This is a genomic window from Heyndrickxia coagulans 36D1 (assembly GCF_000169195.2).
Classification (GTDB): domain Bacteria; phylum Bacillota; class Bacilli; order Bacillales; family Bacillaceae_C; genus Weizmannia; species Weizmannia faecalis.
The window spans coordinates 2,497,583-2,521,559 of record NC_016023.1 but is presented as its reverse complement, the minus strand read 5'-3'; the positions used below and the strand labels follow the sequence as shown (position 1 = coordinate 2,521,559).

29 protein-coding genes are annotated in these 23,977 nt (G+C 45.8%); 6 read left to right on the top strand and 23 right to left on the bottom strand.

The window, feature by feature from the left end:
* Window positions 1-18 precede the first annotated feature (18 nt).
* The 5 genes from BCOA_RS29090 to BCOA_RS34745 form a co-directional block, all read right to left on the bottom strand.
* Window positions 19-1,110 (bottom strand): NAD(P)/FAD-dependent oxidoreductase, encoded by a 1,092-nt coding sequence (locus BCOA_RS29090; protein ID WP_014097560.1) that lies wholly within the window; start codon window positions 1,108-1,110, stop codon window positions 19-21.
* Window positions 1,100-1,423 carry a (2Fe-2S)-binding protein gene (locus BCOA_RS29085; protein ID WP_014097559.1) on the bottom strand — a complete coding sequence of 108 codons (324 nt, stop codon included), beginning with the start codon at window positions 1,421-1,423 and terminating at the stop codon, window positions 1,100-1,102. The genes BCOA_RS29090 and BCOA_RS29085 overlap by 11 nt, the downstream gene beginning before the upstream one ends.
* Before the next feature lie 142 nt (window positions 1,424-1,565).
* On the bottom strand, window positions 1,566-1,727 hold the full coding sequence (locus BCOA_RS35705) for a UTRA domain-containing protein (RefSeq protein WP_196491390.1): 162 nt from the start codon (window positions 1,725-1,727) through the stop codon (window positions 1,566-1,568).
* A gap of 243 nt (window positions 1,728-1,970) precedes the next feature.
* A complete protein-coding gene (locus tag BCOA_RS29075; RefSeq protein ID WP_230951772.1) occupies window positions 1,971-2,138 on the bottom strand; it encodes a hypothetical protein in 168 nt (55 codons plus the stop codon).
* A 33-nt stretch (window positions 2,139-2,171) separates the two neighbouring features.
* Window positions 2,172-3,092, bottom strand: coding sequence for an Rpn family recombination-promoting nuclease/putative transposase (locus BCOA_RS34745; protein WP_014097557.1), 921 nt, complete (start codon window positions 3,090-3,092; stop codon window positions 2,172-2,174).
* A 791-nt stretch (window positions 3,093-3,883) separates the two neighbouring features.
* On the opposite strand from BCOA_RS34745, the gene BCOA_RS29065 reads away from it, so the two are divergent.
* Window positions 3,884-5,092, top strand: a complete 1,209-nt coding sequence (locus BCOA_RS29065; protein ID WP_017552034.1) for an MFS transporter — start codon at window positions 3,884-3,886, stop codon at window positions 5,090-5,092.
* A gap of 68 nt (window positions 5,093-5,160) precedes the next feature.
* Here BCOA_RS29065 and BCOA_RS29060 read toward each other — a convergent pair whose 3' ends face one another.
* Window positions 5,161-5,547: a PaaI family thioesterase gene (locus tag BCOA_RS29060; protein ID WP_013860109.1), complete on the bottom strand. Its 387-nt coding sequence runs from the start codon at window positions 5,545-5,547 to the stop codon at window positions 5,161-5,163.
* 99 nt (window positions 5,548-5,646) lie between these two features.
* Here BCOA_RS29060 and BCOA_RS29055 point away from each other — a divergent pair, with 99 nt between their 5' ends.
* Window positions 5,647-6,009 carry a hypothetical protein gene (locus BCOA_RS29055; RefSeq protein WP_014097555.1) on the top strand — a complete coding sequence of 121 codons (363 nt, stop codon included), beginning with the start codon at window positions 5,647-5,649 and terminating at the stop codon, window positions 6,007-6,009.
* Window positions 6,010-6,435: 426 nt separating this feature from the next.
* Here BCOA_RS29055 and BCOA_RS29050 read toward each other — a convergent pair whose 3' ends face one another.
* The 4 genes from BCOA_RS29050 to BCOA_RS29035 are packed head-to-tail and all read right to left on the bottom strand — an operon-like array spanning window position 6,436 to window position 10,680.
* On the bottom strand, window positions 6,436-6,615 hold the full coding sequence (locus BCOA_RS29050) for a hypothetical protein (protein WP_014097554.1): 180 nt from the start codon (window positions 6,613-6,615) through the stop codon (window positions 6,436-6,438).
* Window positions 6,616-6,675: 60 nt separating this feature from the next.
* A complete protein-coding gene (locus BCOA_RS29045; RefSeq protein ID WP_014097553.1) occupies window positions 6,676-7,797 on the bottom strand; it encodes a GerAB/ArcD/ProY family transporter in 1,122 nt (373 codons plus the stop codon).
* A 16-nt stretch (window positions 7,798-7,813) separates the two neighbouring features.
* On the bottom strand, window positions 7,814-9,025 hold the full coding sequence (locus BCOA_RS29040) for a Ger(x)C family spore germination protein (RefSeq protein ID WP_014097552.1): 1,212 nt from the start codon (window positions 9,023-9,025) through the stop codon (window positions 7,814-7,816).
* On the bottom strand, window positions 9,022-10,680 hold the full coding sequence (locus BCOA_RS29035; protein WP_014097551.1) for a spore germination protein: 1,659 nt from the start codon (window positions 10,678-10,680) through the stop codon (window positions 9,022-9,024). Before BCOA_RS29035 ends, BCOA_RS29040 begins: the two co-directional genes overlap by 4 nt.
* 117 nt (window positions 10,681-10,797) lie before the next feature.
* Here BCOA_RS29035 and BCOA_RS29030 point away from each other — a divergent pair, with 117 nt between their 5' ends.
* Window positions 10,798-11,025 carry a hypothetical protein gene (locus BCOA_RS29030; protein WP_014097550.1) on the top strand — a complete coding sequence of 76 codons (228 nt, stop codon included), beginning with the start codon at window positions 10,798-10,800 and terminating at the stop codon, window positions 11,023-11,025.
* Window positions 11,026-11,073: 48 nt separating this feature from the next.
* On the opposite strand, the gene BCOA_RS29025 is transcribed toward BCOA_RS29030, so the two are convergent.
* The 4 genes from BCOA_RS29025 to BCOA_RS29010 all read right to left on the bottom strand — a co-directional run bounded on the left by BCOA_RS29025 (window position 11,074) and on the right by BCOA_RS29010 (window position 15,655).
* The gene (locus tag BCOA_RS29025) at window positions 11,074-13,092 is read right to left on the bottom strand and encodes a leucyl aminopeptidase family protein (protein WP_014097549.1); all 2,019 of its coding nucleotides are present in this window, start codon (window positions 13,090-13,092) and stop codon (window positions 11,074-11,076) included.
* A 73-nt stretch (window positions 13,093-13,165) separates the two neighbouring features.
* Window positions 13,166-13,780 (bottom strand): 3D domain-containing protein, encoded by a 615-nt coding sequence (locus tag BCOA_RS29020; RefSeq protein ID WP_014097548.1) that lies wholly within the window; start codon window positions 13,778-13,780, stop codon window positions 13,166-13,168.
* A gap of 256 nt (window positions 13,781-14,036) precedes the next feature.
* Complete coding sequence (locus tag BCOA_RS29015; protein WP_014097547.1) at window positions 14,037-14,354, bottom strand: YuiB family protein; 318 nt, start codon at window positions 14,352-14,354, stop codon at window positions 14,037-14,039.
* 80 nt (window positions 14,355-14,434) lie between these two features.
* A complete protein-coding gene (locus BCOA_RS29010) occupies window positions 14,435-15,655 on the bottom strand; it encodes an NAD(P)/FAD-dependent oxidoreductase (RefSeq protein WP_017552026.1) in 1,221 nt (406 codons plus the stop codon).
* Between the two features lie 354 nt (window positions 15,656-16,009).
* Between BCOA_RS29010 and BCOA_RS29005 the strand changes: the two genes are divergently transcribed.
* A complete protein-coding gene (locus tag BCOA_RS29005) occupies window positions 16,010-17,005 on the top strand; it encodes an NAD(P)/FAD-dependent oxidoreductase (protein WP_014097545.1) in 996 nt (331 codons plus the stop codon).
* A 45-nt stretch (window positions 17,006-17,050) separates the two neighbouring features.
* Here BCOA_RS29005 and BCOA_RS29000 read toward each other — a convergent pair whose 3' ends face one another.
* The 7 genes from BCOA_RS29000 to BCOA_RS28975 all read right to left on the bottom strand — a co-directional run bounded on the left by BCOA_RS29000 (window position 17,051) and on the right by BCOA_RS28975 (window position 20,718).
* A complete protein-coding gene (locus BCOA_RS29000) occupies window positions 17,051-17,596 on the bottom strand; it encodes a hypothetical protein (protein ID WP_014097544.1) in 546 nt (181 codons plus the stop codon).
* Window positions 17,586-18,185: a TcaA second domain-containing protein gene (locus BCOA_RS28995; RefSeq protein WP_014097543.1), complete on the bottom strand. Its 600-nt coding sequence runs from the start codon at window positions 18,183-18,185 to the stop codon at window positions 17,586-17,588. The genes BCOA_RS29000 and BCOA_RS28995 overlap by 11 nt, the downstream gene beginning before the upstream one ends.
* Before the next feature lie 3 nt (window positions 18,186-18,188).
* Entirely contained in the window at window positions 18,189-18,320 is a 132-nt protein-coding gene (locus tag BCOA_RS35620; protein ID WP_017552025.1) for a hypothetical protein, read from the bottom strand.
* A 5-nt stretch (window positions 18,321-18,325) separates the two neighbouring features.
* Window positions 18,326-18,889, bottom strand: coding sequence for a DUF5105 domain-containing protein (locus BCOA_RS34440; protein WP_080564924.1), 564 nt, complete (start codon window positions 18,887-18,889; stop codon window positions 18,326-18,328).
* Entirely contained in the window at window positions 18,798-19,259 is a 462-nt protein-coding gene (locus tag BCOA_RS34435) for a DUF4352 domain-containing protein (RefSeq protein WP_017552023.1), read from the bottom strand. The genes BCOA_RS34440 and BCOA_RS34435 overlap by 92 nt, the downstream gene beginning before the upstream one ends.
* Window positions 19,260-19,838: 579 nt before the next feature.
* A complete protein-coding gene (locus BCOA_RS28980) occupies window positions 19,839-20,201 on the bottom strand; it encodes a HesB/IscA family protein (RefSeq protein WP_013860122.1) in 363 nt (120 codons plus the stop codon).
* A gap of 172 nt (window positions 20,202-20,373) precedes the next feature.
* Window positions 20,374-20,718 carry a YuzD family protein gene (locus tag BCOA_RS28975; RefSeq protein ID WP_014097542.1) on the bottom strand — a complete coding sequence of 115 codons (345 nt, stop codon included), beginning with the start codon at window positions 20,716-20,718 and terminating at the stop codon, window positions 20,374-20,376.
* Window positions 20,719-20,859: 141 nt separating this feature from the next.
* Here BCOA_RS28975 and BCOA_RS28970 point away from each other — a divergent pair, with 141 nt between their 5' ends.
* Window positions 20,860-21,096 (top strand): NifU family protein, encoded by a 237-nt coding sequence (locus BCOA_RS28970; RefSeq protein WP_014097541.1) that lies wholly within the window; start codon window positions 20,860-20,862, stop codon window positions 21,094-21,096.
* Between the two features lie 336 nt (window positions 21,097-21,432).
* Here BCOA_RS28970 and yutH read toward each other — a convergent pair whose 3' ends face one another.
* A complete protein-coding gene (gene yutH / locus BCOA_RS28960) occupies window positions 21,433-22,443 on the bottom strand; it encodes a spore coat putative kinase YutH (protein WP_014097540.1) in 1,011 nt (336 codons plus the stop codon).
* 131 nt (window positions 22,444-22,574) lie between these two features.
* Here yutH and BCOA_RS28955 point away from each other — a divergent pair, with 131 nt between their 5' ends.
* On the top strand, window positions 22,575-23,078 hold the full coding sequence (locus tag BCOA_RS28955; RefSeq protein ID WP_014097539.1) for a phosphatidylglycerophosphatase A family protein: 504 nt from the start codon (window positions 22,575-22,577) through the stop codon (window positions 23,076-23,078).
* A 123-nt stretch (window positions 23,079-23,201) separates the two neighbouring features.
* Here the strand turns inward: BCOA_RS28955 and BCOA_RS28950 are convergent, their stop codons facing one another.
* Window positions 23,202-23,966, bottom strand: coding sequence for a TIGR01457 family HAD-type hydrolase (locus tag BCOA_RS28950; protein ID WP_014097538.1), 765 nt, complete (start codon window positions 23,964-23,966; stop codon window positions 23,202-23,204).
* Between the last annotated feature and the right edge of the window lie 11 nt (window positions 23,967-23,977).

The following is a 23,977-nucleotide window of genomic DNA, read 5'->3' as shown; positions in this document are numbered from 1 at the left end:
ACCGCCTCCATATGTTTTTCAAGACATTTGTTTGATTTTCAACTGTTCAAATTGCTTCACATGCTGAATTCTTGCCTGATAAACGGTTGAATCATAAGCCATTTCAACTGTTTTTAGTTCATTCCACCATTTTTTTCGCTGTTTCGAAACAGTTTCCTTATTTGAATATTTCCCGAGTGCCTCGGCTGCACTTAAGCCTGCGATCAGACCGGTAATCAAAATGGCCCCATGACTGGTAATTCCTGCAGCATTCCCAGCTACAAATACATTTGGCGCACTTGTATGAAAACAGGAATCATAGGATGGGATCCAATTCCCCAAATCAGAATTAAACTGCAATTGGTATCCCAATATAAAATTAGACTCGACAACGGGGGACAGACCTCCATCTATACAAACAAGCTCTGTATTTATGGATTGCTCCTTCCCATCACCGGCCTTAAAGTGAATGTTTTCCACTTCTTCTTCTCCTTCTGCTCTTATCTTGGATACACCGGCAAAGAGAGGAATATTTAACTTTTTCAGGTGCTGTAAATCTGATGGAGAACAGTCAAATTTGGCTTTCTCTTCTATCACCCCCGCAATGATTATGCCTGCCTGCTGCATCTCACTTGCAACTTGGCAGGTTCGACTGCTCGATCCAATCATTACAGCTGTTCTGCCTGGAACAATTTTTTCCCGATTGATTAAGATCTGCATCGCACCAATTGAAAATGATCCCGGTAAAGTCCAACCAGGAAACAAAATAGGTTCTTCCGCTGCTCCCGTTGCTACAATGATACATTTTGCCCGGATTTTCCGCGTTTCTCTTCCATTATTCACTCCTATTGTTCCATCCGCTTCTACACCAATAAAACTAAATCCGGTTAAAGGTTTTATATCATAAGGCTCAATCAGATGGATCAATTCATGCGCCAGTTCAAAACCTGTTAATTGTTGGTTTGTAAAGATATCTGGTAAATTTTGAATCGGTTGCCTCTGCTGCTTTAACTGTCCTCCAAGCATTTGATTTTCATCAACGATGATGACGGATAATCCTGTTTTCCCCGCTTGCCAAGCAGCTGCTAAGCCTGATGGTCCTCCTCCAATGATGCATACATCACAATCCATTGTCATCATTCCTTATATCAAAATATCCTTTTGCCATTTCAACTTCCATATTTTCCTGGACAGGGGTCATGCATGCCCTGACATGTGAGCAGCCATCAATGTTCACTGTGCAGCTGTAACATCTCCCTGTAAAACAGTACGCTCCTCTAGGCTGTCCGAACTTTTTGCTTACAGCTATTTTTTTTATACCATTGTTTATCAAAGCAGCAGCAACAGATTGACCTTTCCGTGCTCTAAGTCTTCTGCCTTCAAAAGAAAATGACACTTCTTCTTGGTCTTCTTGAAGACAGCTCGTTGGATTCCACTGTTTCATCAAATCTTCTCCTTTAAAAATATAAAGTTATAATATCATAATTCCAATTGAATTTTCCTTACCTTTTAAAGAAATGTTGGAAAACCATTTTTTGATTTATCCTCATCCAATATATTAAACGAAACATATAAAAGTTATAATTTTATAACAATTCAAGAGATATATCTAAGTAATAACTAGCATTCTCCTGTTTCATAATAAATTTCGAGTACTCCATGATTTCTTCTTTTCCCGTGTATGTGTATCTTTCCAAAATAAACAAGGGCTTGTTCTTTTCTATTTGTAAAATTTCCGCCTCCTCCACTATCCGGCAGTTCACTAGAAAAATAAATTCTGGCACGGCTTAAATGGACGCTATCGTCACCTTTCAGTACATGAAACATCAAATGATTTTCTGACTGCTTTACATTCGAAATCCGGGCAGAGAGAATAAGAAAATACAAATATTCAATTGCAACAGGGTGACCGATCAATTAAATTACTATATACACCCATTTCAAAACCATTTGTGCTATCGTGCCACCCTCCCGTTTCAAAGCCATCAGCCTTATTCTTTTTCCAACTCCTCCTTTATTTCAAGGATCTTTTTTTCGGAAAGGCCTGTTGCTTTTTTGATAAAATCAAGGGAGGACCCCAGTTTAATGAGGTTTCGGGTGATTTTGATTCTTCCTTCTTTTCTTGCTTCTTGTTTTAGTTCATCTTCATACGTTATCATCGTGCCGCCCTCCCAATTCAAAGCCATCAGCCCTTATTCCTTTTCCAACTTCTCCTTTATTTCAAGGATCTTTTTTTCGGAGAGACCTGTTGCTTTTTTGATAGAATCGAGTGGTATCCCAAGTTTAATAAGGTTTCGGGTAATTTCAATTTTTTCTTCTTGTCTCCCTTCTTTTCTCCCTTCTTCTCTTGCTTCTTGTTTTAGTTCATCTTCATACGTTATCATCGTGCCGCCCTCCCAATTTTTGATTTCCTGGTCAAATTCCTTTTGGTAATGACTTTCGAGTTTTATCATGTGGTCCATGAAAATGAAAAGTGTCAGTAAATCCTTTTTATCGAGCTGCAAGCGATCTTTCATAACAGTTAAAACCCGGAGCAACTGCTTTTTCAATTCTAATTTGGTTGGCTGTGCAGCTGTTTTTCCATACAGGGCTTTTTTTGCCGCAAGGATTACAAAAGCAAATGGATTAGTCGATTGCAACAATTCATTTTCATCTTGTTCCGCTATTTTATACACATTGTATTCATAATTCAATTTTGTCCCGAAAAAGTTGTATTCATAACGGGGTGGGGTATACGTTTCGGAGTAATCTTCGGTGTAAATCACAAGCGCAAATATCTTTTTATCATACGCATCAAAAATCCGGTAGAAGTATTGAAACATTCTTTCTGCAAAACCAGTATCTTTCCACCCCTGCACTTCGATATGGACAAGTATCCACTGTTCGCTACCATTTTTCAAATACACTTTAAAAAGCCCGTCTGCTTCCCGGTCACGGCTTTTGCCGTCCGGATTCAGCTTTTGGAACTCCTTATCCAGGTCGTCAGGTGGCTTGTCCCAATCAATCATCTCATACAAGCCTGGTGAAAAAAACGCAACAAAATCTTCAAACAGCGAATGAATGACCCGCTTCCAATGACGGTCATATTCATTGCGCCCAGTCCGCATATCCATCCCATTCCCCCTTTTCAAGTATTAAAACTATTCCGTTTTTATTATACAACATTTTTGAAATGAAGGGAACACCAATTCGACAAAAATGATGATTTCAAAATTTTTCGTCTTTTTATCCGAAACGTAGATGGGTGTGAAAACGCGACTATATTTCAGATGTCTCCGCTGATGTCCGTGAAAGTAGACCGTACCCTGCAAACGCCGCAGATTCTATAAATCAACCGTTCTTGATATCCGCTACAAACCTGCCGACAAGCCCCTCCAGATAACCGACTTTTTTCCTTATCCTCATTTCATCGGCGAGCACCAGCAACTCGAGCCCACAATAACGTCCCCATCGATCACAACGCGACTATTATGCATTGAAAAAACAGATTTTCCACCTTTCCACATATGAAGATATACCTGAGCGGACTTGCTGAAAAATCACTTTTTTGCTTCATCTTCTTCCCGACTTTTTGGCAGGCCGCGTTTTTTCCATGAGGGCTAAAATCTCTCCTAAAGCAGCGGCATATCATGGCTTGGCCGGAACAGTTTGTAAATGGAAACCAATCTTTTCCAAAATGGGATTTATGTTTCAAACATATAATAGATGTGCAGGCGTCCTATACGAGAGTGCGTTTCAAGCATACGATACAAGGGGGAAATTCTCTGTCAAAAAACGGACACTTTTTTACAAGCCGGTTTTGTTGAAGTTTCGGTGATAAGTTTTATAATAATATTTAGTTCAACGAAATATTTACTCCGTATACTTTTGTTTTCATTGCGCAAGGAGGCGATTTTCTCATCTGATGAGCCAGGAAAAACGCAATTTGTATATCATGTTTGTCTGTAACTTTTTAGTAGGTGCAAGCTTAACGATGATCGTTCCATTTTTATCGCTATATATTCAAACATTCGGCCATTTCAGCGATAGCTATGTCCAGCGCTGGGCCGGATATATTTTTGGCGTGACCTTTCTGGTTGCTTTTTTTATGTCGCCAATCTGGGGACGTATCGGCGACAAATACGGCTTTAAACCGACGCTTATTATTACCGGGTTCGGTATCGCCGCGAGCCTGTTTTTTATGGGGCTTGCAAACAATGTCGCCACTTTATTTACGACCCGGATTTTCATGGGGATCGTGACCGGGTTTATCCCGACTTCTATGGCGCTCATTTCAAAGCAGACCTCTAAGGAGGAAGCCGGCAAGGTGCTCGGCACTTTGCAAATGGGAAATGTTTCCGGAAACTTATTTGGGCCGCTGATTGGCGGGTCGATTGCAGACAATTTTGGTTTTAAATACACTTTTATGATTACAGCCGTTGCCATTTCGATTGCCGCACTTGGCGTTGTTTTCGGCATTAAAGAAAAACGTGCTGATCCGGCCCGACGAAAAGAGAAGTCCGTTTCTCCTCTTGCTGTGATCAAACAAATTGTCAGCCGCCGGATTTTGATTACCGTCATGGTGATTGCGCTTTTGATCCAAATGGCGAACTTCTGCGTCCAGCCGCTATTGGCGCTGTATGTCAGCCATTTGACAAGTTCCGGCAATATTGCGTTCCTATCCGGGCTTGCTTTTTCCGCCACCGGGTTCGGCAACCTGCTTTTGACAAGGCAGTGGGGCATGCTCGGCGACAAATACGGGCATGCAAGGATTCTCTTGATTTTGCTTGTGCTTGCCTGTGCCTTCATGGTGCCGCAAGCACTCGTAAGCCATTTATGGCAACTGATTATTTTACGGTTCCTGTTTGGCATGGTGATCGGCGGAATGAACCCAAGCATTGTGGCGTTTATTCGTCTCGAAGCGCCGCTCAGCATGCAAGGTGAAGTGCTCGGTTATAACCAAAGTTTCCGGTTTCTCGGGAATGTAACAGGGCCGCTGATTGGCGGTTACGTATCCGTGATCTCCGGCATTTCGTCTGTGTTTTATGTAACCGGGGTTTTGTTCCTGTTCGCATTTGCGCTCCTTCTTTACAGTGTAAAATCAGAACAGCGCCGCACCGTCCGGGAAAGCTAAAACGGCAAGATACCCTTTTGATGGTATCTTGCCGTTTTTTTATTTTTCCTTGCCAGGTCGCGAAACTTTCAGCTTTTTTTCGGCACAACCGCAATGGTACAGCGCGACAGGCAAATTAAGTTTTCGTCTTCGTCTTTGATTTTGATTTCCCAAACTTGGGTGCTTTTCCCCCGGTGCACGGCCTCGGCAACTGCGGTTACGGTGCCGTTTCGTTTTGAGCGGATATGATTGGCATTGATTTCAAGCCCGAAGCAGACTTCTTTTTCTAAATCGATCAGCATCGCAGCCCCGAGGCTTGCTGCGGTTTCCGCGAGTGCGACGGATGCCCCGCCGTGCAGGTATCCGAGCGGCTGTATCGTTTTTTCATTCACCGGCATCGTCGCCACTACTTTCCCGGGCTCCATTTGGACAAGTTTTATGCCAAGCGCGCCGATCATTGTATGTTCCAATTCCATCTCTTTCCCCCCGGTTCGGATTGTCCATACATCTTTCAAGCCTTTCTTTCATACGATGTAAAAAATGATGATCCCCGCCTGAGAAAGAAGGTGAGAATATTGTACTACAATCCGTATTATGTTGTTCCTTCCTTTCCATACTATTCCATGCCTTACCGCCAATATCCTGCCGTCCACCCGAAAAAATTTATGGATTCGGCCATGCGCACGCACGCGCTTTTGGCAGATGCACAGCTTTTGCTTAACCGCATTTCCCGCTCTACAGCTTTTGCCGGGCAACTGATGTCTGCTGCACAAAAATCGGATTCGGCCGATGTTGGTCGCATGCTGACGGGCACCGGTATCCAGCATATACCGCGCGTGTTTTATACACCGGACGGCCTTGTATTGCAGTTTGTCCACCAGGCCGCGGGCAACCAGGAACCTTGCTGTGAGCTCCGGATGAAAATGCGCTGGTCATAACTTGCGGCTTGTCCATAGCTCTGGGATCCTGCCCCCCCGAATTGTTTTTTATAAGCTATATGAAGGACGAAACCAAAGACGCGGCTCTCTGAATTGTCCTTCATCGGCTGTATAAAAGACAAAATCAATGGCTCCGTGCTCCGAATTGTCCTTCGTCAACCCGATGAAGGACAAATTTCAAATCCCAGAACGGCGAAATGTCTTTCATAGACTGAATGAAGGATAAAATCAAGGACTCCTTACCCCAAATTGTCCTTCATCGTTTGTATGAAAGACAAAAACGTGGGCGCCGCTCCCCAAATTGTCCTTCATGTTTTATCATTTGAAGCCGTTCCAACAAAATCCTTGTTTCGGAGCTTCTTACAACCAAAGGAGCCGGGTATCTTTCCGAAAAAATAACCCCCGCTTGAGAAGCGAGGGTTATTTTTAATAATACGGGAATGGCGGATATCCCCCGTACGGAACCGGTGGATATGGCACCGGAGGGTATGGAAAATACGGGCGCGGCCTTACCAGTGCGCCGCCAAGCAAACCGCCGAGAAAACCACCCAGAAGCGGTCCTGCGAAAAACGGGGAACGTGCCGGGTAATGCGCATGCGGATACATCAAATGACCTCCTCTCCTTCTATTTTTAGTGTATGCATCCCGGCACTACCGGATTGGGCGTTACGCAGACGCTGACTTTTGCTGGCTCTTTTTTTTGCGCCTCTCTTTCCACAAAATCAGAAGAAGCGTTATCATCGGAAAAACCACTTGCATAGGGAGGTGAAGCAGAACAGGCACCACTTTGATGCCCTCATCAATATGTTCCGCATACGTTGACGCAATCATCACCGATGCGCACAACATGATCAGGCCGAGCGGATAAACTGTTCTCTTATAACTGCTCACATGAAACAGCTCCGTAAACATTATGCAAGCCGCATATAAGAAAATCCCTACTTTAAAAAAGCCGCCAACGATTAAAGCCAACATAAAAAATACATCCAACCGCTCCAGAAAATGGGCGATTTGAATTTCCTGGATGGTCGTAAGCAGCGGAAACGGGGAACGCATCATTACATCCACGCCAAGTACACAGGTATTGATCAGCATCGAGATCGCCAAATTTGTACCGCTTAACCACATGGCGGACAGCCCGGCTACCTTTACACCCTTTATCTTGTCTACAAGCGGAAAAATGGACAAAAACGCAATCGTTTCGCCGAAAGGAATATAAATCGTCTCTGTCGCCATTATTTTCATAATAGGCATGGGTCCGTTTTCCAGTACGGGTTTCAAATAATTAAGGTTAATGAGCCCCGATGAAGTAATCAATACGAAACTCATAATCATCAGAAAATAAACAAAGATGAAAAAGATCTCCCCGGTTCTGGCCATCACTTCCATTCCTTTTTTCACTGCATACATGACGCAAAAAGCCATGATCACTGTGATAATAAATCGCGGTGTTTCCGGATAAGCCGATATAATCAGCATTTCTCCAAAGTCGCGCAGCACCCTGGCAGAAAGATACAAAAAGTAAATGCCCATGGCAAAGCCGAAACACCAGCCAATGACTTTTCCGTAAATCGCCCGCAACCATTCGACCGGCGAAATGCCAGGATAGAAGGAAAATATTTTGTAATAAACGTAAAACAGGAAAAACCCCATGCTCAAGCCGCTTAAAATTGCAAGCCATGCATCCTGTTTTGCGCCGCTTCCGATTCCCAGCAAAAGGGCACTGCCAAGTTCAAACATAAAGATTAACACAAATAATTGGTACGAGGAAATTTTTGCCTTTTCCATATATCACCAGGCCCTGTTATTTTAAATTTGAATGGAATGGATTTGTCCGTATTCCAGAATTGGCGATGACGACGTTTGCATGCACTTTCACTTTTAAATGGGCAAAACCATTTTCATTCCAATGATGCTTTAAACTGTGCCACTCTTTCGGGTACTGGCGGTAAATCATTTCCCCGAAGCCGAACACATCACATTGCTCGCGCTGCATATGTCGGATGCCTTTGTTGATTTGCTGCTCCACATTTTTTTCGTATGCTTTTTCAATCCGGGCCATTTCCTTGGAATCCATTACATCAAGCGGCACATCGACTTCTTGTAGCTGACCTGCAAGGCGAATGTGAATATGCATTTCCGGCTTCCCGTTTTTCATAACCGGTTTCATTCCGATAATCGTTTTTCTTACCTGCAGCCCGAGCGCACGCGGATGATGTGCCCAGTCTATTTCAAGCGACGTCATTTTTGTTTTTTTCAATAGCCATGTAATCGTACGGGCATCCTGTCCGCCTACCCAGTCAATCAATTTTCCATGTTTTAAGATCCCGATTCCGCCGCTCGTTAAGTATGCGTCCAGTTTTGTTTGATTCTGGCTTTCCTGCTTTCCTCCTTTTTTCGGATCCCCCATCAGCTTGAAGCTTCCCACTACCGCTTCTTTTCCTTCCGTTGTAAAGTCATATAAGATATCGGAAACATCTGTTTTTATTCGCCCACCGACATTTTCTTCCGCATCTTCCAATGTTTTATTGATTTTATTGGTCGGAATATGGTCAATCGGCGTCATCACCTGAAGAATATCTTCCGCCTTACCTTTGCGGGCAATCAGAACGGAAGCAGTATTGCGGAATTCTTTACGCCTGTCAAAAGTATCAATAACCGGATAGATGCCATTTTCCGCCAAGTTTCTGCCAATCAAGAGAACGTTTGTATGAGAAAAATATAGTCTCCTGGAAATTTCCTGGTCTGAAGCGAGAATGGCTTCCTCAATCGTTTTGCCTTCCGTCTGATAGATGGTAACAGGAGGACCCTGCCCGCCGCTTGTTTGCATGCCGCTTGGAATATTTAAGGAATTGACAATTTGATAGGTCAGCAAATAATTCCCGTTTTCAAGCCGGTCAATGCCGATGGCGCTTACAAAAGCAATATCCGTTAATTCTTTATGGCTCCAGCAGCCTGCCAGCAAAAAAGATGCCGTAAAAAGTGCAACGGCTGTTTTCCATCGTCTTCTTCTCATGGTTGCTCCCCATTTTTCACACTTTTTTGTTTCGGCGGCATCGGCTTCTGGTTTTCGGCCTGGCGGATGATATTTTTCTGACTGAAGAGCCGCGGCCTGGCGCTCATTGACCAAAGCGGCGCCCGGATCACCGTATCACGGGAGTTGGAACGGATGAAAGGGGCAATCGGCGCCATGTAGGGCACACCGAATGACCGCAAGCTGGTCAAATGGACAGCAAGCGTAATCATCCCGATAATGATGCCATAAAAACCGAAAGTGGCCGCCAGAAACATAAAAACAAAACGGTATAATCTGGCTGAAATGGCAATGAAAAAAGACGGGGTGGCAAAACTGGCAATAGCCGTAATCGAGACGACAATGACCATTGCGGGAGAAACAAGCCCGGCCTGCACTGCCGCCTGCCCGATAACAAGCGCCCCGACAATCGAAACCGTCTGGCCGATTGGGCGCGGCAGACGGAGTCCGGCTTCCCGCAGAATTTCAAATACAATCTCCATCCCAATTGCCTCGACAACAGCCGGAAAAGGAATCGTCTCCCGCTGCGCCGCAAGTGCAAAAACAAGCTGTGTCGGGATGAGTTCCTGATGAAAAGTGGTCACGGCGACATATACAGCAGGCCCAACAAGCGAAATTAAGTAGCTGAGCACCCGCAAAAGGCGGATCGCTGTCGCAATATCAAACCGTGTATAATAGTCATCCGCCGACTGGAAAAATTGGATAAAAACAGCAGGTGCGAGCAAAACGAACGGCGAACCCTCCACAACAATGGCAAAACGGCCTTCCAATAAATTGGCTGCCACGACATCCGGCCTTTCCGAATGGTGCATTGTCGGAAAAATGGTATACGTTTTATCTTCAATGAGCTGTTCAATATAACCCGAATCCAAAATGGCATCGATTTTAATCGTGTTTAACCGTTTACGGGCTTCCTCAAGGACTTTATCGTTTGCGATTCCTTTTATGTACATGAGCGCAACATCGGTCCGGGTCACTTCCCCGATTTTAAAGTTTTCAATCCACAGATTCGGATCTTTAATCCGTTTGCGGATCAATGAGGTGTTGACGCGCAATGATTCAGTAAAACTATCACGCGGCCCGCGTACAGTCACTTCGATTGCAGGCTCTTCAATCGCCCGCTGTTGCCCGCCCCTTGTGCTGATGCTTAATCCGCCGTATACCCCGTCAATCAGTAAAATGGACTGGCCACTCAACAGCTCCGAAAACAAGTCATTCCAATTCATGACCTTTTTTACACCGCCAATTTTAATGACGTGCTTCATGATGCTGTCGAGTATATTTTCACTTCCCAAATACCCGTCGATTTCCGGATTGCCCATCAAGACTTCAAGCAGGTTTTCATTGATCATTTTCGGATCATCCAGGCCATCGACGGAAATAACGGCAGCCGGCAAATCATTGCCGCTTCCAAGCATGATTTGATGGATGACAATGTCGGAACTGTTCCCGGTTGTTTTTTTCAACTGCCCGAGGCGCGTTTTTAAATCGGTGCCCATGGTCAAAAACGGGATATCCGTTACAGTCCCGCTCGTATCGTCTCCGCGCACAGGTGTTTTCTGCACGCCCCCGCTTTTCTTTTCATTTTTGTTATCAGTTTTTGCAGCGTTTCTCTGCTTTTTCCACCAATATGGCATACCGGTCCTCCTTTTCGCCCGTGCATGGCTGGTTATAACGGAGCGCAAACTACTGATGAAGGTATCTTGTTGTTAGTATGTTTCGATCCGAAAAAAATATGAAAGGAATTGGCACGCATGAAAATCGCTTTCCTGACCGGGATTGTCGCACTGGTCCTCTATGTCTTCATCGCCGGCATTGATTTTTATATGACGAGGGACCTTATTAGCTCTATCTACCATCCGATCGGTACCTTCGATACTTTTTATCCTATTGAAAAAGGCGTGCTGATGTTATGCATCATGGCGCTCATATTTAAAATCACAATCGGTGTGTTGAAACAGGAAGAACGGCTGCAAAAATGAAGAATCGAGTAGGAGGCTAATCATGATTCATTAGCCTCCTACTCGATTTTAATCCTGTTCTGCCATCTTCTCAGCCAGCACGGCCAGTGTCCGTACCATTACGCCGGTTGCGCCGGCCGGGCCAAGATCGGTTTCTTTCCCTGTTATGGCGGTTCCTGACATTTCCAGATGGACCCACGGGGTGTCTTCCGCAAACGCCCCGATAAAAGCCCCGTTTTCGATCACGCGGCCTTCGCTGCCCGGCCAACCGTTCAAATCGGCAATTTTGCTGCTTCGTACGTTCTCTATGTCCGCTTCCGTTACAGGGAAGCGCCAGATGAATTCGCCTGCTTCCTTTGCAGATTCCAGCACCCGTTCAAAAAAAGCATCACAATTGGCGACAGCGCCTGTTTTATCGCGGCCGAGCGCCGGGATCACGTCCGCAGTCAAGGTTGCAACATCTACAATTTGACTTGCACCATATTGTTTCGCATACGTTACGGCATCTGCAAGCATCAGCAACCCGCTGGCACCGGTATCCCGCACTTCAATCGTTTTACCGTTCATGCTCGTGATGACAGTGCCCGTTTCAACAGGCATTTTACCCTGTCCATCGTTTGCAGGAACGCCCCCTGTGGTACCGTTTATGCGATTACCGGTTACGGGAAGTACCGCCACCACGTTTTTTGCCGGTTTCCGTTCCCCGACCACTTCCATGGCACCCAGAATAGCTGCTGCCCCTGCCATGCCTACATTTGCACCGGGTGTGCAACCATCGATCACGGCGCCGGTTCCGACAAGTGCAAGCACATTGCCCCATTCTCGTTCGCCCGCATATCTCAGCACGATCATGTTCGGCGGCTCTTTTGATTCCCCGGCCGCAGCCAAAATCGCCCCCATTCCAAGCTTTTCCATCTCCGTTTTTTTAAGGATTTCCACTTCAAAAGCGTATTTTTCAGCAAGTGATGCGGCGTATTCCGCGAGACGGACCGGTGTCCAAATATTCACCGGCGTATTGACAAGCGTTCGTGCCGTATTCACGCCTTTGCCAAAAACGTACCCACGGTGCAGGGCAGTGCCCACTGTTTCCCCGGGGAGATCGGTATTACGGTATGTACCCGTTTGAAGACTGGCGTTTTTAACCGGCCGGCCTTTTGCTTTTCCGGCGGCACCAGCATGTCCAATGTTCTCCGGTCGGATCTCTGCTTCCCCAGCGACATTAACATGCTCTGCGTTTCCCGGCCGGCCTTTTGCTTTCCTGGGGGCATTAACATGCTTGGCATTTCCCAGCCGGCCTTCTGTTTTTCCGGCAGCACTCGCTTGTTCGGCGTTCCTCAACCTGCCTTCTGCTTTCCCGGCAGCACCCCAATGAGGATTGGCGTTTTGAATCGGTTGTGCACCTGCTTTTCCGTTGACACGAACGTGTTCGGCGTTTTCCAGTCGGGCCTCGGCTTTTCCGTTGGTACTAACATGTTCGACGTTTTCCGGTCTCCCGGGGCCACTAACATGATCTGCGTTTTCCAGTTGGGTTTCAGCCTTCCCGGCAACCCTGGAATGAACATTTGTGACGTTTTCCACCGGTTCCGGTTTTTTCCCGGCAGCCCGGATGTAAACCGCTACTTTTTCGAGCTGCACTTCCGGAATATTCGGCTGTCTTTTGTAACCGGCAAACTGGTATGCGGCCATGGGAGCGGCTTCACCGAGCAACTGCGCGGCTTCCTCCCCGTTGATTGTGCCGGCGCAAAACGTATCGAGAAAAACCGCTGCCGTAGCCCATCTCATTTTCAGGATGTGTTTCACTGCTTTTCCAAACATCCTTTTCAAATGTTCTTTTCTGATTTTTTTCGGGTTGCCAAGCCCGATAAACAAAAGCCGTTTTACAGGCAGTTTTCCGAGGGTATGAATGACAGAAAGGCTGCCGGCGTGCGCGGATAGATCGCCGGATTTTACCAGTTCCGTCAGTTCCCCGTCGAAACGGTTGTCGAGTTTTTCCAGCAAGCCGTCAAACTTTTTTGGAACTTGCTGCAAGCCGATTACAAGGCAGTCTTCCCGGCATTCAAACGGATCCCCTGTACAAATTTCAAACATACAACCACCTCTGTTCCATTATAGCCGTCCGCTTGAAAAAAACGCACAAAAAAAGCGCAACCGGCATTTTGCGCTATTCTTCCGTTTCCGGTCTAATATATTGCTGCCGGAACACTTGCATCGTTTTGTTTTCGTTCAGTTCAGCCAGTTCCTTTTCAGTCAGGGACCCGTCCCCCATTTTAATAATATACACATCAAGCGTCTGTTTTCCCCATTTCTTGTAAACATCCGAAACCGTTTCAAAATACAGATCGAGCCGGTTCCCTTTTATGGCGGATCCTGTATCGGCCACAACACCGAAATCGTAGCCTGGGATATAAAGGACCGTCCCGATTGGAAAAATGGATGTATCGGCAGCAATCGTTGAATATAAATCCCGTTTCACTTTCACCCCGGAGTAGGTGATGCCGTAGCCGGGATGATCGGGACTTTTTCCGGTCGATTCGGCCCCTGCCGTATACCCCGTTGCTGTCACTTTCTTTTTCGGGTAATTGCTCCAGTCATAGGCATCAAGGGATGGCTGCGGCTGGCTCGCGGCAATAGCGGCCAATCCTTTTTCCAATGTTGAAGCAGGTGCCGCTTTTGCAGCTGCTGCTTTTATCCCCGAAAGCGCCTGGAAAGTGGAAATCATTGCCCATATGAATAAAATGGCCATCAATAAGCGGATCATCCATTTTTTCATGTTCAATTGGTTTCACTCCTCTTAGGGCTATTGTTTCCCATGCCGTTACAAAATATGCGGGCATATTGGCAAAAAAACGACTGATCCGCCTGCCATTTTTTCGCGACAACTTATTCCGCCCACTCTCTGTTCTGAAAATGGCTCTTCCAAAAAGCGCTGGTTGATGTGCATTTTTTAAACGCTTTATCCGGGAATATTTGTGCCGGCTTTTGCCGGTCCGCCTCCAATTTGAAGGCAAAAAAAAGCTGCCTCAAAGGCAGTTTTAAAACATCCGGTATCCGTTTTTCCGGAGCGCTTTTATCGCAACACCGGCCAAAAGTGCCCCCGCAAGGCCGCTCGATAGCACGAGGGCATCCGATAAATGGATGGAAGCAAGATGCTCCCCAAGTTGCCGGAAAGCCGTCCCGGGATCGGTAAAATACCGGGAAAAAGTAATCCGGTCAATCATCGAAAGCGCAATGACCGGGTAAATGAAACAGAGAATCCAGGTCATCCGCAAAAGCATATTGGCAATAAAACCGATACCGAAAAACAAAACAAGAAAAAGGACCATCGAAATGATCAATACCGGTATACTCATAAGCCCCTCCGCATCCCCGTTATACATCTAGTTTACTGAAAAAACCGAATTTCGTCAAAAATAACGCGATGATATTTTTGCTATATAAAATTAAATTTTCCTTTCTTTAAAACAAGCCTCGTGCCGCCGATCATATACAAGGCACGATCATCCACGACTTTTTTCATAACAGAAGCAGAAGTGCCTTTCAGCTTTTTGCCAAACACAATGCCGATCGCATTGTCTTCCCCAAGGGAGCAAACAGTGCCTTTGTCATGAAAGGTAAAAGCTTCAAGGCTTTCTTCACCGCGGATCTTTTTCAGGAGGTTCCGTGCGCATATTTCTCCATGCTGCATGGCCATCTGTGCTGTTGGCGGGTACGGACGGTTTGTGTCCTTATTGATGATCAACGCACAGTCCCCAATCACAAACACATTCTCATGCCCCGGAACGGTCAAATCCGGATTGACTTTCACTCGGCCGCGCACCGTTTCAAACCCGGACGCATCAATCACGGTATTCCCGCGCACACCCGCGGACCAGATGACAGTTCCTGCCTTGATTTCATATGGCTCTCCGCCTTTTTTGCAGGCCCATACCCCATCTTTTGTTGCTTTTTTAACCGCCGTACCAATATGGAACTCGACACCTTTGCTTTCCAAATACGAAAGGGCATAATCGACAAGTTCGCGGTCAAATTGCGGGAGGACGACAGGATTGGATTCAATCGAAACGATCCGCACTTTATCCCGCTGGATCCCGTATTCTTTGCAAAGCGCCGGAATCCGGTTCACCAGTTCGCCAAGAAACTCGATGCCGGTAAAACCCGCACCGCCGACTACAATGGTGAGACGGTTGTCATCTTTATCGAGTTCCCTTCGATAGGCATCGAACTGGCGCTCAATATGTTCCCGTATTTTTTGGGCAGCGCTTACATCTGTAATCGAAAAAGTATGCTCTTTCAAGCCTTCGATTCCGAATGTTTCCGCGTTGGATCCAAGTGCAATGACGAGATAATCATATGGTAACACTTCCCCGCCTTTTAACTCAACTGTGTTCGCGTCTTTTTTTATCCGCTTGACTTCCGCCTGCTTAAATTGCACTTTATTCTTATTTAAGACGTTTTGAATCGGGTAGCGGACCCGGTCATGGTGCAATGTGCCGGCGGAAGCTTCATGAAGCCATGTTGTTTCGTAATGGTAATCATTTTTGTTCACAAGTGTGATGTCCGCTTCCCCTTTTACAAGCTGTTTTTGCAGCCGCGTCACGGTCATGAGCCCGCCGTAGCCGGCACCTAGTATCACCACTTTCGGTTTCTCCATTTTTCTCACTTCCATCTCTTTATTTTGGACAGGCCGGTGCCTGTATGACAACATCATCCATTATTTGTGATTTTATTCACGATAATTGACACGTCAAATTTGTCACATGATTTCCATCAAATTGTCACAAAAAATACATATTCTCCACTTCAATCATATGCTTTTTACCCGCTATTTTCAATTGAAAACTGTACTAAAATAATAATAAAAATATTCTAATATATCACATCGCACCACGAAATTTTTCCGGACGCATGAATACCTACCTCCTTGCCTCATAGAGTTTTTTTGCCTGTGCGCCTATCCCAAAATGTGCTATGATGAAGGAGAATGAAGCGTATTGGAGGGGTTTCGTTGAAGGAAGATCAAACCGTTTATGATATAACCGTTATCGGGGGCGGGCCGACCGGCTTGTTTACAGCATTTTACGCCGGATTACGGAAAATGTCCGTAAAAATCATTGAAAGTCTGCCACAGCTTGGCGGGCAGCTGGCTGCGCTTTACCCTGAAAAGTATATATACGATGTCGCCGGTTTTCCGAAAGTGAAGGCGGCTGATCTTGTAAATCAATTAGAAGAGCAGGCCTCCATGTTCCAGCCGGTGATCTGCACGGGCCAGTCCGCAGAAATGCTTGAAAAGAATGAAGACGGCATTTTTACGCTAACAACTGATAAAGAAATCCACCATTCCAAAGCGGTCATCATCACTGCCGGTGTTGGTGCATTCCAGCCGCGCCGCCTCGAAGTTGAAAATGCTGCACAATACGAAGGAAAGAATCTGTTTTATTTTGTGAATGATATGGACCAGTTTGCCGGCAAAAGTGTTGCCATCCTTGGCGGCGGCGATTCCGCGGTTGACTGGGCGCTTATGCTGGAACCGGTTGCCGAAAAAGTGACGCTCATCCACCGCCGGGACAAATTTCGTGCCCATGAACGTACGGTGGAACAATTGAAGCAATCGCGCGTTGAGATTAAAACACCGTTTGTCGCGAGCGAAGTGATGGGTGATGGGGAAAATATCTCCCGGCTTATGATTGAAGAAGTAAAAGGCGATGCGAAAGAAGCGCTTGATATTGATGCCATTATCTGCAATTATGGCTTTATTTCGTCACTCGGCTCGATTAAAAACTGGGGCCTTGAGATTCAAAAAAATTCCATTGTCGTCAACTCCAAAATGGAAACAAATATCCCAGGCGTTTACGCAGCCGGCGATGTTTGCACGTTTGAAGGTAAAGTGAAGTTAATCGTAACGGGGTTCGGGGAAGCCACCACAGCGGTCAGCAACGCGAAAACGTATCTTGACCCGAAAGCCCGCGTCCAGCCGATGCACAGCACTTCGCTGTTTGAATAAGGAAAAATCAAAAATCCCGGATGGCTGCCCAACCGGGATTTTTGATTAAATATTGCTCTTATCGCCGCTCCGGATCCATTTCAGGACGGGGGCATTTTTTTGTTTCAGTTCTTTTTTGTTCTCCCATGCACTGCTTTCTGATCCATCCGCTTTGGCGTCTGCCGCATCATCCACGAGCCATTTTTTTGAATTCTTGTCATATTTAAGCGTATATTTGCGGAGGGTCTTGTAGGAATAGTCCTCATAATTTTTTTCTCCCGTATATTTGATCTTTTCGTTATAGGAAACGAGTGCTTCAATTTCCGCTTTCCAGTCTGCATCAAAATGGTTGATGCTCAGTTCATCCATATTTACGACGGAACCCAAATACTGGGAAGTCACTTCATTTACATAATCTTTAATGGCTTCAAACTGCGCCTGTTCAAGTGAAAAGTCTTCCTTAAAAGAATCGGTCGCGTTTGAAAGCTTATTGGCATCCAGTCCGGAAGTCGTATATACACTTAGATCCTCGTTGAACTTGCGGATCGCCTCCAAAATCCCTTTTTGTACGTTTTCGCTTTTTTGGGCAAGGCGGCTGTCATCAACAATCATGCTGACTTCGGAATTTCCCCATAAATCCTTTTTCTCTTTTTGGAAAAAGGTTCCCAAACTGTTTTTTACCGTTACATTCGTTTGGTAAGTTCCGGGCAAAAGTGGGCCGTAAGTATGGCTTTCTTTTTTTCTGAACTTTCATATTTCCGATTGACACATTAAGCTGGTCGTTGTCGCTTTGCCCGGTCACTTTTAAGTGGACGGTCTTCACTTTCAGCTTATAGTCGGGGAAAAATCCCCATTTCTTTCCGTCTTGAACGAGGCTGATTTGCTGGTTCGTTTCCGCGTAATTTTCGTCCTTTATTTGGTTATGAATGCCATCTCTTATCACCTGATAACTGTTTGCATTGGTTTTTAAATACCGGATCATGGCCTGAAGGGAAGTATTGTTCACCAATGCATTCGGATTGTCGGCAACAATCAGCCCTTCCAGCTGCTTCGTATCCTTTGTTTTGACCGCATTCTCGAACTTTTCCAGTACCCGGTCAGGTTTTGAAGCCTGGGAGAGCGCGATCCGTATAACCGCAAGTACAAGAATCACGGCTGCAGCTATGGCAATCAGCCATTTATGTTTCGTGAGTTGCGCCATAGGTTAATACACCTCTCCGCCTGTAAAAGCTTCTTCCAGCTCATTTGTATAGTCATTCTCCTGCCAAACCGTCCATTTTCCGTCTTTTTTCACCATGGAAACTTCTGCCGGGTCTTCAGCTTCTTTTGATTCCATGGAACTTACAATGGAATCGAATTTGGAGAGGGCATATTTTTTGTTTTTTCTGAATCGTAATTTTCGCTGTTATCCAAATATTCATCTGCATATTTTTCCGGTTTTTCAGAAATATCGTCCATAGAAATGGTGGAATAGGTCAGCTTTACGACCGCTTTATTTTTGTAGCTCGCAACGGCTTCCGCATCCAGTTTCGCTTTTTCGGCAGCGGCCGATTTGTAGGCTTCATAATACTTTTTCATATCTGCATCTGATATATCATCGGTAATATTGTCGTTAAAGGCTTTTTTAAAGGTTTTATATGCATCTGTCTGGACAGCTTCCTTATTCTCTGAAACATATTTTTCATAATCGGCATTGTCCTTGTTTAAATAAATGGTGTCTATATATGCCTTTAACGCTTTTGCCGGGTCCTGCAGGGAATCGTACGATTTACTGTATTTTTTGGTATCTAGCGCAAGTTTCAACTCGTCACTGTCATCCCCGCTTTTTTCCGTAAACGGCTGGATGCCCAATGTATATGTTTTGCCTTTTTTTACTTTTACCAGTACGGTCATCTTTTTTTGCATTGCCCGCCCCGATACTGCCGCCGCGTGAAGTGCCCATATCGAGCCGGGTGCTGTATATGTCTTCTTCTATGTTCACTTCTTCGTTGCCATCGTATAATTTAATATTGCTATATGGAGAGATATGGACCGTATCCGAAGACACATTTTTGATCTTTAAGTCAACGGCCAGGAGGTCTTTCTCACCGTCTTCCGAAACATCCGCATCGTCATCCTTCAACAGGGCATAGGACGCGTCTGTAATTGAAGCTTCAATTAACTTGTTTTTATTGGCAGATCCCCCTTCCGCTTCTGCTTTTTTATCTGATTTCCCGCAGGCAGCCAATCCCCATACCAATGCCAGAACAACAAGCAGCACATGCCATTTTTTCACTGCAGTTTCCCCTTTCCAATCTTCATTCTGCAGCTGATAAATCGCAGAATTTCCTTAACTTTTTATCGAACCCGGGGTACGGTTTTTTTATGTATAATGCGGGTAAAGGAATACATAACGCAGCTTCCCCCTCGACATTCCTTTCTCCCCCATTATGCAAGGACCAAGTTCCCTTCCCCTTTTTCCGAAAAATCCGGGCAAATGAGCAGCTAAGGTATATCTACCCTTTTTTCCATGAATAAACATATTTACGAAAAAGTATTTTATTTTTAATGACTTTGTAAAAAGTTGTGGCTTTTTAGCGCAAGGAAGGCGTTTATAAATGCGGATGTACAAACAGCGAAGGAAATTGGCGTGCCCGGACAGGAAGAAAACCGGAAGACAGGCGCTGGCTGGATTTTTTGAAAAGATTTTTGTGAGGCTTGCGAATGAAAGGGACTTTGCCAAAAAGGAGCTTAAATCAATTCAGCAGCGCAAAAGCCCCGCCTGTCATTGGCGGGATATCCTGCGCTGCTGCAATGAAATGGGAACCTTGCTGGCGTATAAATATCCTGTTTTTGCAGCATCACTTTAAATGCTTCAGCATTTTTCCGGTGTGCCGGCTTTTGTTTTAGTTTTAAATGAGGAGCCGCATCCGCAGGTGACAATCGCATTCGGATTATCGATCGTGAACCCGCCCCCTAAAAGCGACTGCTTATAATCGATGACCGTGCCGGTTAAAATCGGGGCGCTCTCATGATCGACGAGAATCCGGATGCCGTGCTGTTCGCCGACCGCATCGCCTTCTTTGATTTCGTGGTCAAGCGACAGGCCGTACGACAGGCCGCTGCAGCCCCCGCCGTTTACAGACACACGAAAATATGCGTCCTGCTCATCGTTTTGCTCCATCATGTCTTTAATTTGAAACGCAGCTGCTTCTGTAAGATGAATCACTTCACTCATTTTCCGAACCTCCTTTCCTTGATTATAACCATTTACACCGTGCAAAACAATGATTGCGTATCTCCCGGGCGCCGGGCAGTCTTAAAATGCGGGCTGCTTTATTTTAAAATTGCAGTGCATCTCGAAAAATTCCACAAAGTCGGTGTTGTAAACGTTTTTTAATGAAAAATTTTTAATCGTGCGCTGCAAACGCATTTTCCGGGATATAACCGTACTGCTCCATGACCGCATAAATTTTCTTTAGCCTTGGATTGCCTTCTGCCACCGGCTCACCTTCAATGACAACAACCGGGTAAAACAGATCTTCATCCATCACTTTTTGCGCAAAAGCACGCACTTTTTGATCATCACCGGGTGCAAAAATATCGATATACTGGATGTCAAACGGCTGGCCCGGGTATTTCCGCGAAAGTGCTGCTTTGAGCCATTCGAATGTATCTTTAGAAGACGGCGCGCCAACGCAGCTTGCGCATATTTGCTCCGCCCCGTAAACTTGAATCGTCACTTTTTTCTCCATCAAACCCGCACCTCTCCCGGGGATTTCTTATTCATATTGTACACAACAGCTTGCAAAAAGGAAAACACTATATCCCGTTTTTTTATGATAGATTTTTCTTGTAATCCTGTTTATAATGAGAAGTAAGAAAGGAGCGATCATATGCCTGCAGATACAATTACAGAACAAGTTCAGGAAGTATTGGATAAATTGCGCCCGTTTTTGCTCCGTGATGGCGGCGATTGCGAGCTGATCGACGTGGAAGACGGCATTGTTAAACTCCGCCTTTTAGGGGCATGCGGCAGCTGCCCGAGTTCCACGATCACGTTGAAAGCCGGGATAGAACGCGCATTGTTTGAAGAGGTTCCCGGCGTTATGGAAGTAGAACAGGTTTTTTAACGGGCAGTACGCGGTTTCCTATCAAGGAACCGCTTTTTTACTGGAATAAATTTTACTTGGACGGGATGATTCTCTGGTTATTCACGCATCCGTGCTTGCCTTCACTACGGTCCGGCCCGGCATTCGAAACCTGGCCCGAGATGTGTTTCAAGTGCTTGCTGTCCTTTTCTACAAGGAGCCACATTTTTATTGAATATCTGCATGGTGAATGGTTTTCTGAAATGCTCACCATGCCTGACATCCACACTTGCCTTCACTACGGGCCGGGCTTCATTCGGAAACCTGACCGGAGATGCGTTTTAAACTAGCCGGCCTTTTCTACAAGGAGCCGCTTTTTTATCGGGCTTTGAGCCATGCCACCCTGGGAATATTGTATTTTCTTATCGGAACTTCCGAGAGCTCATAAAATTCAGCCAGAAATGCTTCGTATGCTTCTGCCCCCCGTACAATTTTCCAAAGCTGTTCCTCATGCATTTTTTGTTCTTTTTCGGACCGGGTGAGAAAATAGGTTTCTACACATTCAAAATAGTGAAGGGGAAACAGCAGGCGCGCGAAAATGAGCCGCCACGAAAAAGGCGAAAGCGGCGAAAGCGAAACATATTGCTGCAAAAACGCGCGGACATCAGGGCGGAACGTGTGTGTTTTCTTAAAATACTGCGCGCGGATCCACTCGGCAATATCCCTGCCTGCGTGGTCAAACACCCAGTCAAACGGGTGGTGGATGATAAATTTCCGGCCCCACGTTTCGTTTGAAAACCGTTCATGGCAAATGGTGCCGGCATCTCCCGGGCCAGGCGCCTCATCCATTTCCGTATCGACGACATACTGGATCGCATTTTCACAAAGCCCCATGTAATAGGGAAACGTTTCGGCAAACAGGCGTTCAAACGGGTGGTCGGGGTGCTCTTCTACTGTTCGGTACCATGCCTTTTCCATTTGTTCAAGGCGCATTTCCCAGTAATTTTTCCATTCGCCCATCCGGTTTGTTTCCGTTATCGTGGCGGAAAGCGTGCGGCCGCGCAGGTGGAATTTCGCAAGTTTCCTGCCCGTGCGCATATTTCCGGGCGCTTTTTTATAACGGTTTTCCAGTAAAACATAATCGCTATCCCCGTCTGTTACGAGAAATTTCTTTTCTTTAGATGGATAAAAGGCGGAAGCATAGCGGTCGCCATTCGTCACGAGGTGCCGGGACATTTCATATAATTCAACAAGCACATTTTCTGAAACATTTGTCACGGGAACGAGCGTATAAAGATTACCGTTTGCTTCATAGCGGACCTGTTTTCCGTCAAAAAAAGACTGCCCGGCGTCAATGCCGTAATATTTTTTCAAAATGGCTTGTGCCATCATCTTCCCTCCCCAAAAAATGCATTGCACTTTCTACATTATATGTGAAGGAACGTGTATTCTTGCTTGATCTCATAAAATCCATTAGAATGATCATGCTAAAGAAAATGTCGAATAATTGAGGTGAGAACATGGAAAACAAGAAAAATATGGATGTGTCAGAACAAATTGCAAGGCAGCGGCTGAAAGAACGGGGCGTAGAATTGGAAGATATTGCGAAACTCGTCCTGTATTTGCAAGAGAAATACTTTCCGGAAATGACGCTTGAGGATTGCATGGAAAGTGTCAACGCCGTTCTTTCCAAACGAGAAGTGCAAAACGCCATTTTAACCGGGATCCAGCTGGATGTGCTGGCGGAAAAAGGGATGCTTGATGAACCGCTGCAAAGCACGATTGCGGTCGATGAATCCCTTTATGGTATTGATGAAATTATGGCTTTGTCGATTGTAAACGTGTACGGTTCGATCGGTTTTACCAACTACGGTTATATTGACAAACAAAAACCGGGCATTTTGGCAAAGCTCAACGACCATTCCGACGGCTCATGCAACACGTTTCTCGATGATATTGTCGGGGCCATTGCCGCTGCAGCCGCAAGCCGCCACGCACACAGAGTGGCGCACGTGCAGCCGTAAAAACACGAAAAAAAGGCAAGATACGTTTTTGTATCTTGCCTTTTTTCGATATTCGTTTTCCAAACAAATCGGACTTTACAACAGGCGGGCATATGGAGCCTTCCTGATTTGCACCCGCGCTTGTCACACTTCCCACTGGTCAAGGGAATCAACCGTATAGGTCGGCAGGATTTCTTTTGTCTTCAACATTTCCTTCGTCGTTATGCCGGTATGGACGAGCAGGGTGTCAATGCCCGTGCGGATGCCCGCCAGAATATCGGTATCGTAATTGTCCCCAACCATGATCGTCTCTTCTTTTTTCGAACCGAGGTATTCAAGCGCCTGCTCGGTAATGATCGGTTCCGGTTTGCCGATAAAGACCGGCTTGGTTTGGGTCGCAACCGCAAGCACCGAGGTTAAAGCCCCGTTTCCTGGTAGCAGACCGCGTTCAGTCGGAAGCGCAATATCGGCGTTAGTGGAAATAAATTTGGCCCCGTTCCGGATCGCAATGGCGCCGAGGGCGAGCTTTTCGTAAGTAATCTCCCGGTCAATGCCGAGCACGACATAATCGGGGTGATCGGATGTGATCGTAAAACCTTTTTCTTTGATGGCCGTTTTGATGCCTTCTTCGCCAATCACATATACAGAAGCATCCGGCTTTTCATCATAAATAAACCGGGCGGTCGCCATGGATGTCGTAAAGACCTGCTCCGTTTTTGCCGGGATATCGAATCCGCGCAGTTTTTCGGCAACCTGTGCCGGTGTTCTCGAAGAATTGTTTGTAACAAATAAATACGGAATCCCTTTTTCCTGCAACCGGCTGACAAAATCGCCGGCTTCTTCTATTTTTTCCGTTCCGCGATACATGGTACCGTCCAAATCAATCAAATAGGCTTTATACTTTTTCATGCTGAAATTCC

Coding starts and splice junctions, on each gene's coding strand:
- BCOA_RS28980 (WP_013860122.1), bottom strand. CDS start 20,201: ATGAGTGAAGTGATTCATCTTACAGAAGCAGCTGCGTTTCAAATTAAA.
- BCOA_RS35620 (WP_017552025.1), bottom strand. CDS start 18,320: ATGGAATCAAAAGAAGCTGAAGACCCGGCAGAAGTTTCCATGGTGAAA.
- BCOA_RS29045 (WP_014097553.1), bottom strand. CDS start 7,797: ATGGAAAAGGCAAAAATTTCCTCGTACCAATTATTTGTGTTAATCTTT.
- BCOA_RS29010 (WP_017552026.1), bottom strand. CDS start 15,655: ATGGAGAAACCGAAAGTGGTGATACTAGGTGCCGGCTACGGCGGGCTC.
- BCOA_RS28955 (WP_014097539.1), top strand. CDS start 22,575: ATGGAAAACAAGAAAAATATGGATGTGTCAGAACAAATTGCAAGGCAG.
- BCOA_RS29075 (WP_230951772.1), bottom strand. CDS start 2,138: ATGATAACGTATGAAGATGAACTAAAACAAGAAGCAAGAAAAGAAGGA.
- BCOA_RS29030 (WP_014097550.1), top strand. CDS start 10,798: ATGAAAATCGCTTTCCTGACCGGGATTGTCGCACTGGTCCTCTATGTC.
- BCOA_RS29090 (WP_014097560.1), bottom strand. CDS start 1,110: ATGGATTGTGATGTATGCATCATTGGAGGAGGACCATCAGGCTTAGCA.
- BCOA_RS28995 (WP_014097543.1), bottom strand. CDS start 18,185: ATGGCGCAACTCACGAAACATAAATGGCTGATTGCCATAGCTGCAGCC.
- BCOA_RS28950 (WP_014097538.1), bottom strand. CDS start 23,966: ATGAAAAAGTATAAAGCCTATTTGATTGATTTGGACGGTACCATGTAT.
- BCOA_RS29060 (WP_013860109.1), bottom strand. CDS start 5,547: ATGGAATTGGAACATACAATGATCGGCGCGCTTGGCATAAAACTTGTC.
- BCOA_RS34745 (WP_014097557.1), bottom strand. CDS start 3,092: ATGGATATGCGGACTGGGCGCAATGAATATGACCGTCATTGGAAGCGG.
- BCOA_RS29085 (WP_014097559.1), bottom strand. CDS start 1,423: ATGAAACAGTGGAATCCAACGAGCTGTCTTCAAGAAGACCAAGAAGAA.
- BCOA_RS29065 (WP_017552034.1), top strand. CDS start 3,884: ATGAGCCAGGAAAAACGCAATTTGTATATCATGTTTGTCTGTAACTTT.
- BCOA_RS29040 (WP_014097552.1), bottom strand. CDS start 9,025: ATGAGAAGAAGACGATGGAAAACAGCCGTTGCACTTTTTACGGCATCT.
- BCOA_RS29000 (WP_014097544.1), bottom strand. CDS start 17,596: ATGATTGTTGATGACAGCCGCCTTGCCCAAAAAAGCGAAAACGTACAA.
- BCOA_RS29015 (WP_014097547.1), bottom strand. CDS start 14,354: ATGAGTATACCGGTATTGATCATTTCGATGGTCCTTTTTCTTGTTTTG.
- BCOA_RS28970 (WP_014097541.1), top strand. CDS start 20,860: ATGCCTGCAGATACAATTACAGAACAAGTTCAGGAAGTATTGGATAAA.
- BCOA_RS34440 (WP_080564924.1), bottom strand. CDS start 18,889: ATGCAAAAAAAGATGACCGTACTGGTAAAAGTAAAAAAAGGCAAAACA.
- BCOA_RS29035 (WP_014097551.1), bottom strand. CDS start 10,680: ATGCCATATTGGTGGAAAAAGCAGAGAAACGCTGCAAAAACTGATAAC.
- BCOA_RS29025 (WP_014097549.1), bottom strand. CDS start 13,092: ATGTTTGAAATTTGTACAGGGGATCCGTTTGAATGCCGGGAAGACTGC.
- BCOA_RS29050 (WP_014097554.1), bottom strand. CDS start 6,615: ATGTATCCGCATGCGCATTACCCGGCACGTTCCCCGTTTTTCGCAGGA.
- yutH (WP_014097540.1), bottom strand. CDS start 22,443: ATGGCACAAGCCATTTTGAAAAAATATTACGGCATTGACGCCGGGCAG.
- BCOA_RS28975 (WP_014097542.1), bottom strand. CDS start 20,718: ATGGAGAAAAAAGTGACGATTCAAGTTTACGGGGCGGAGCAAATATGC.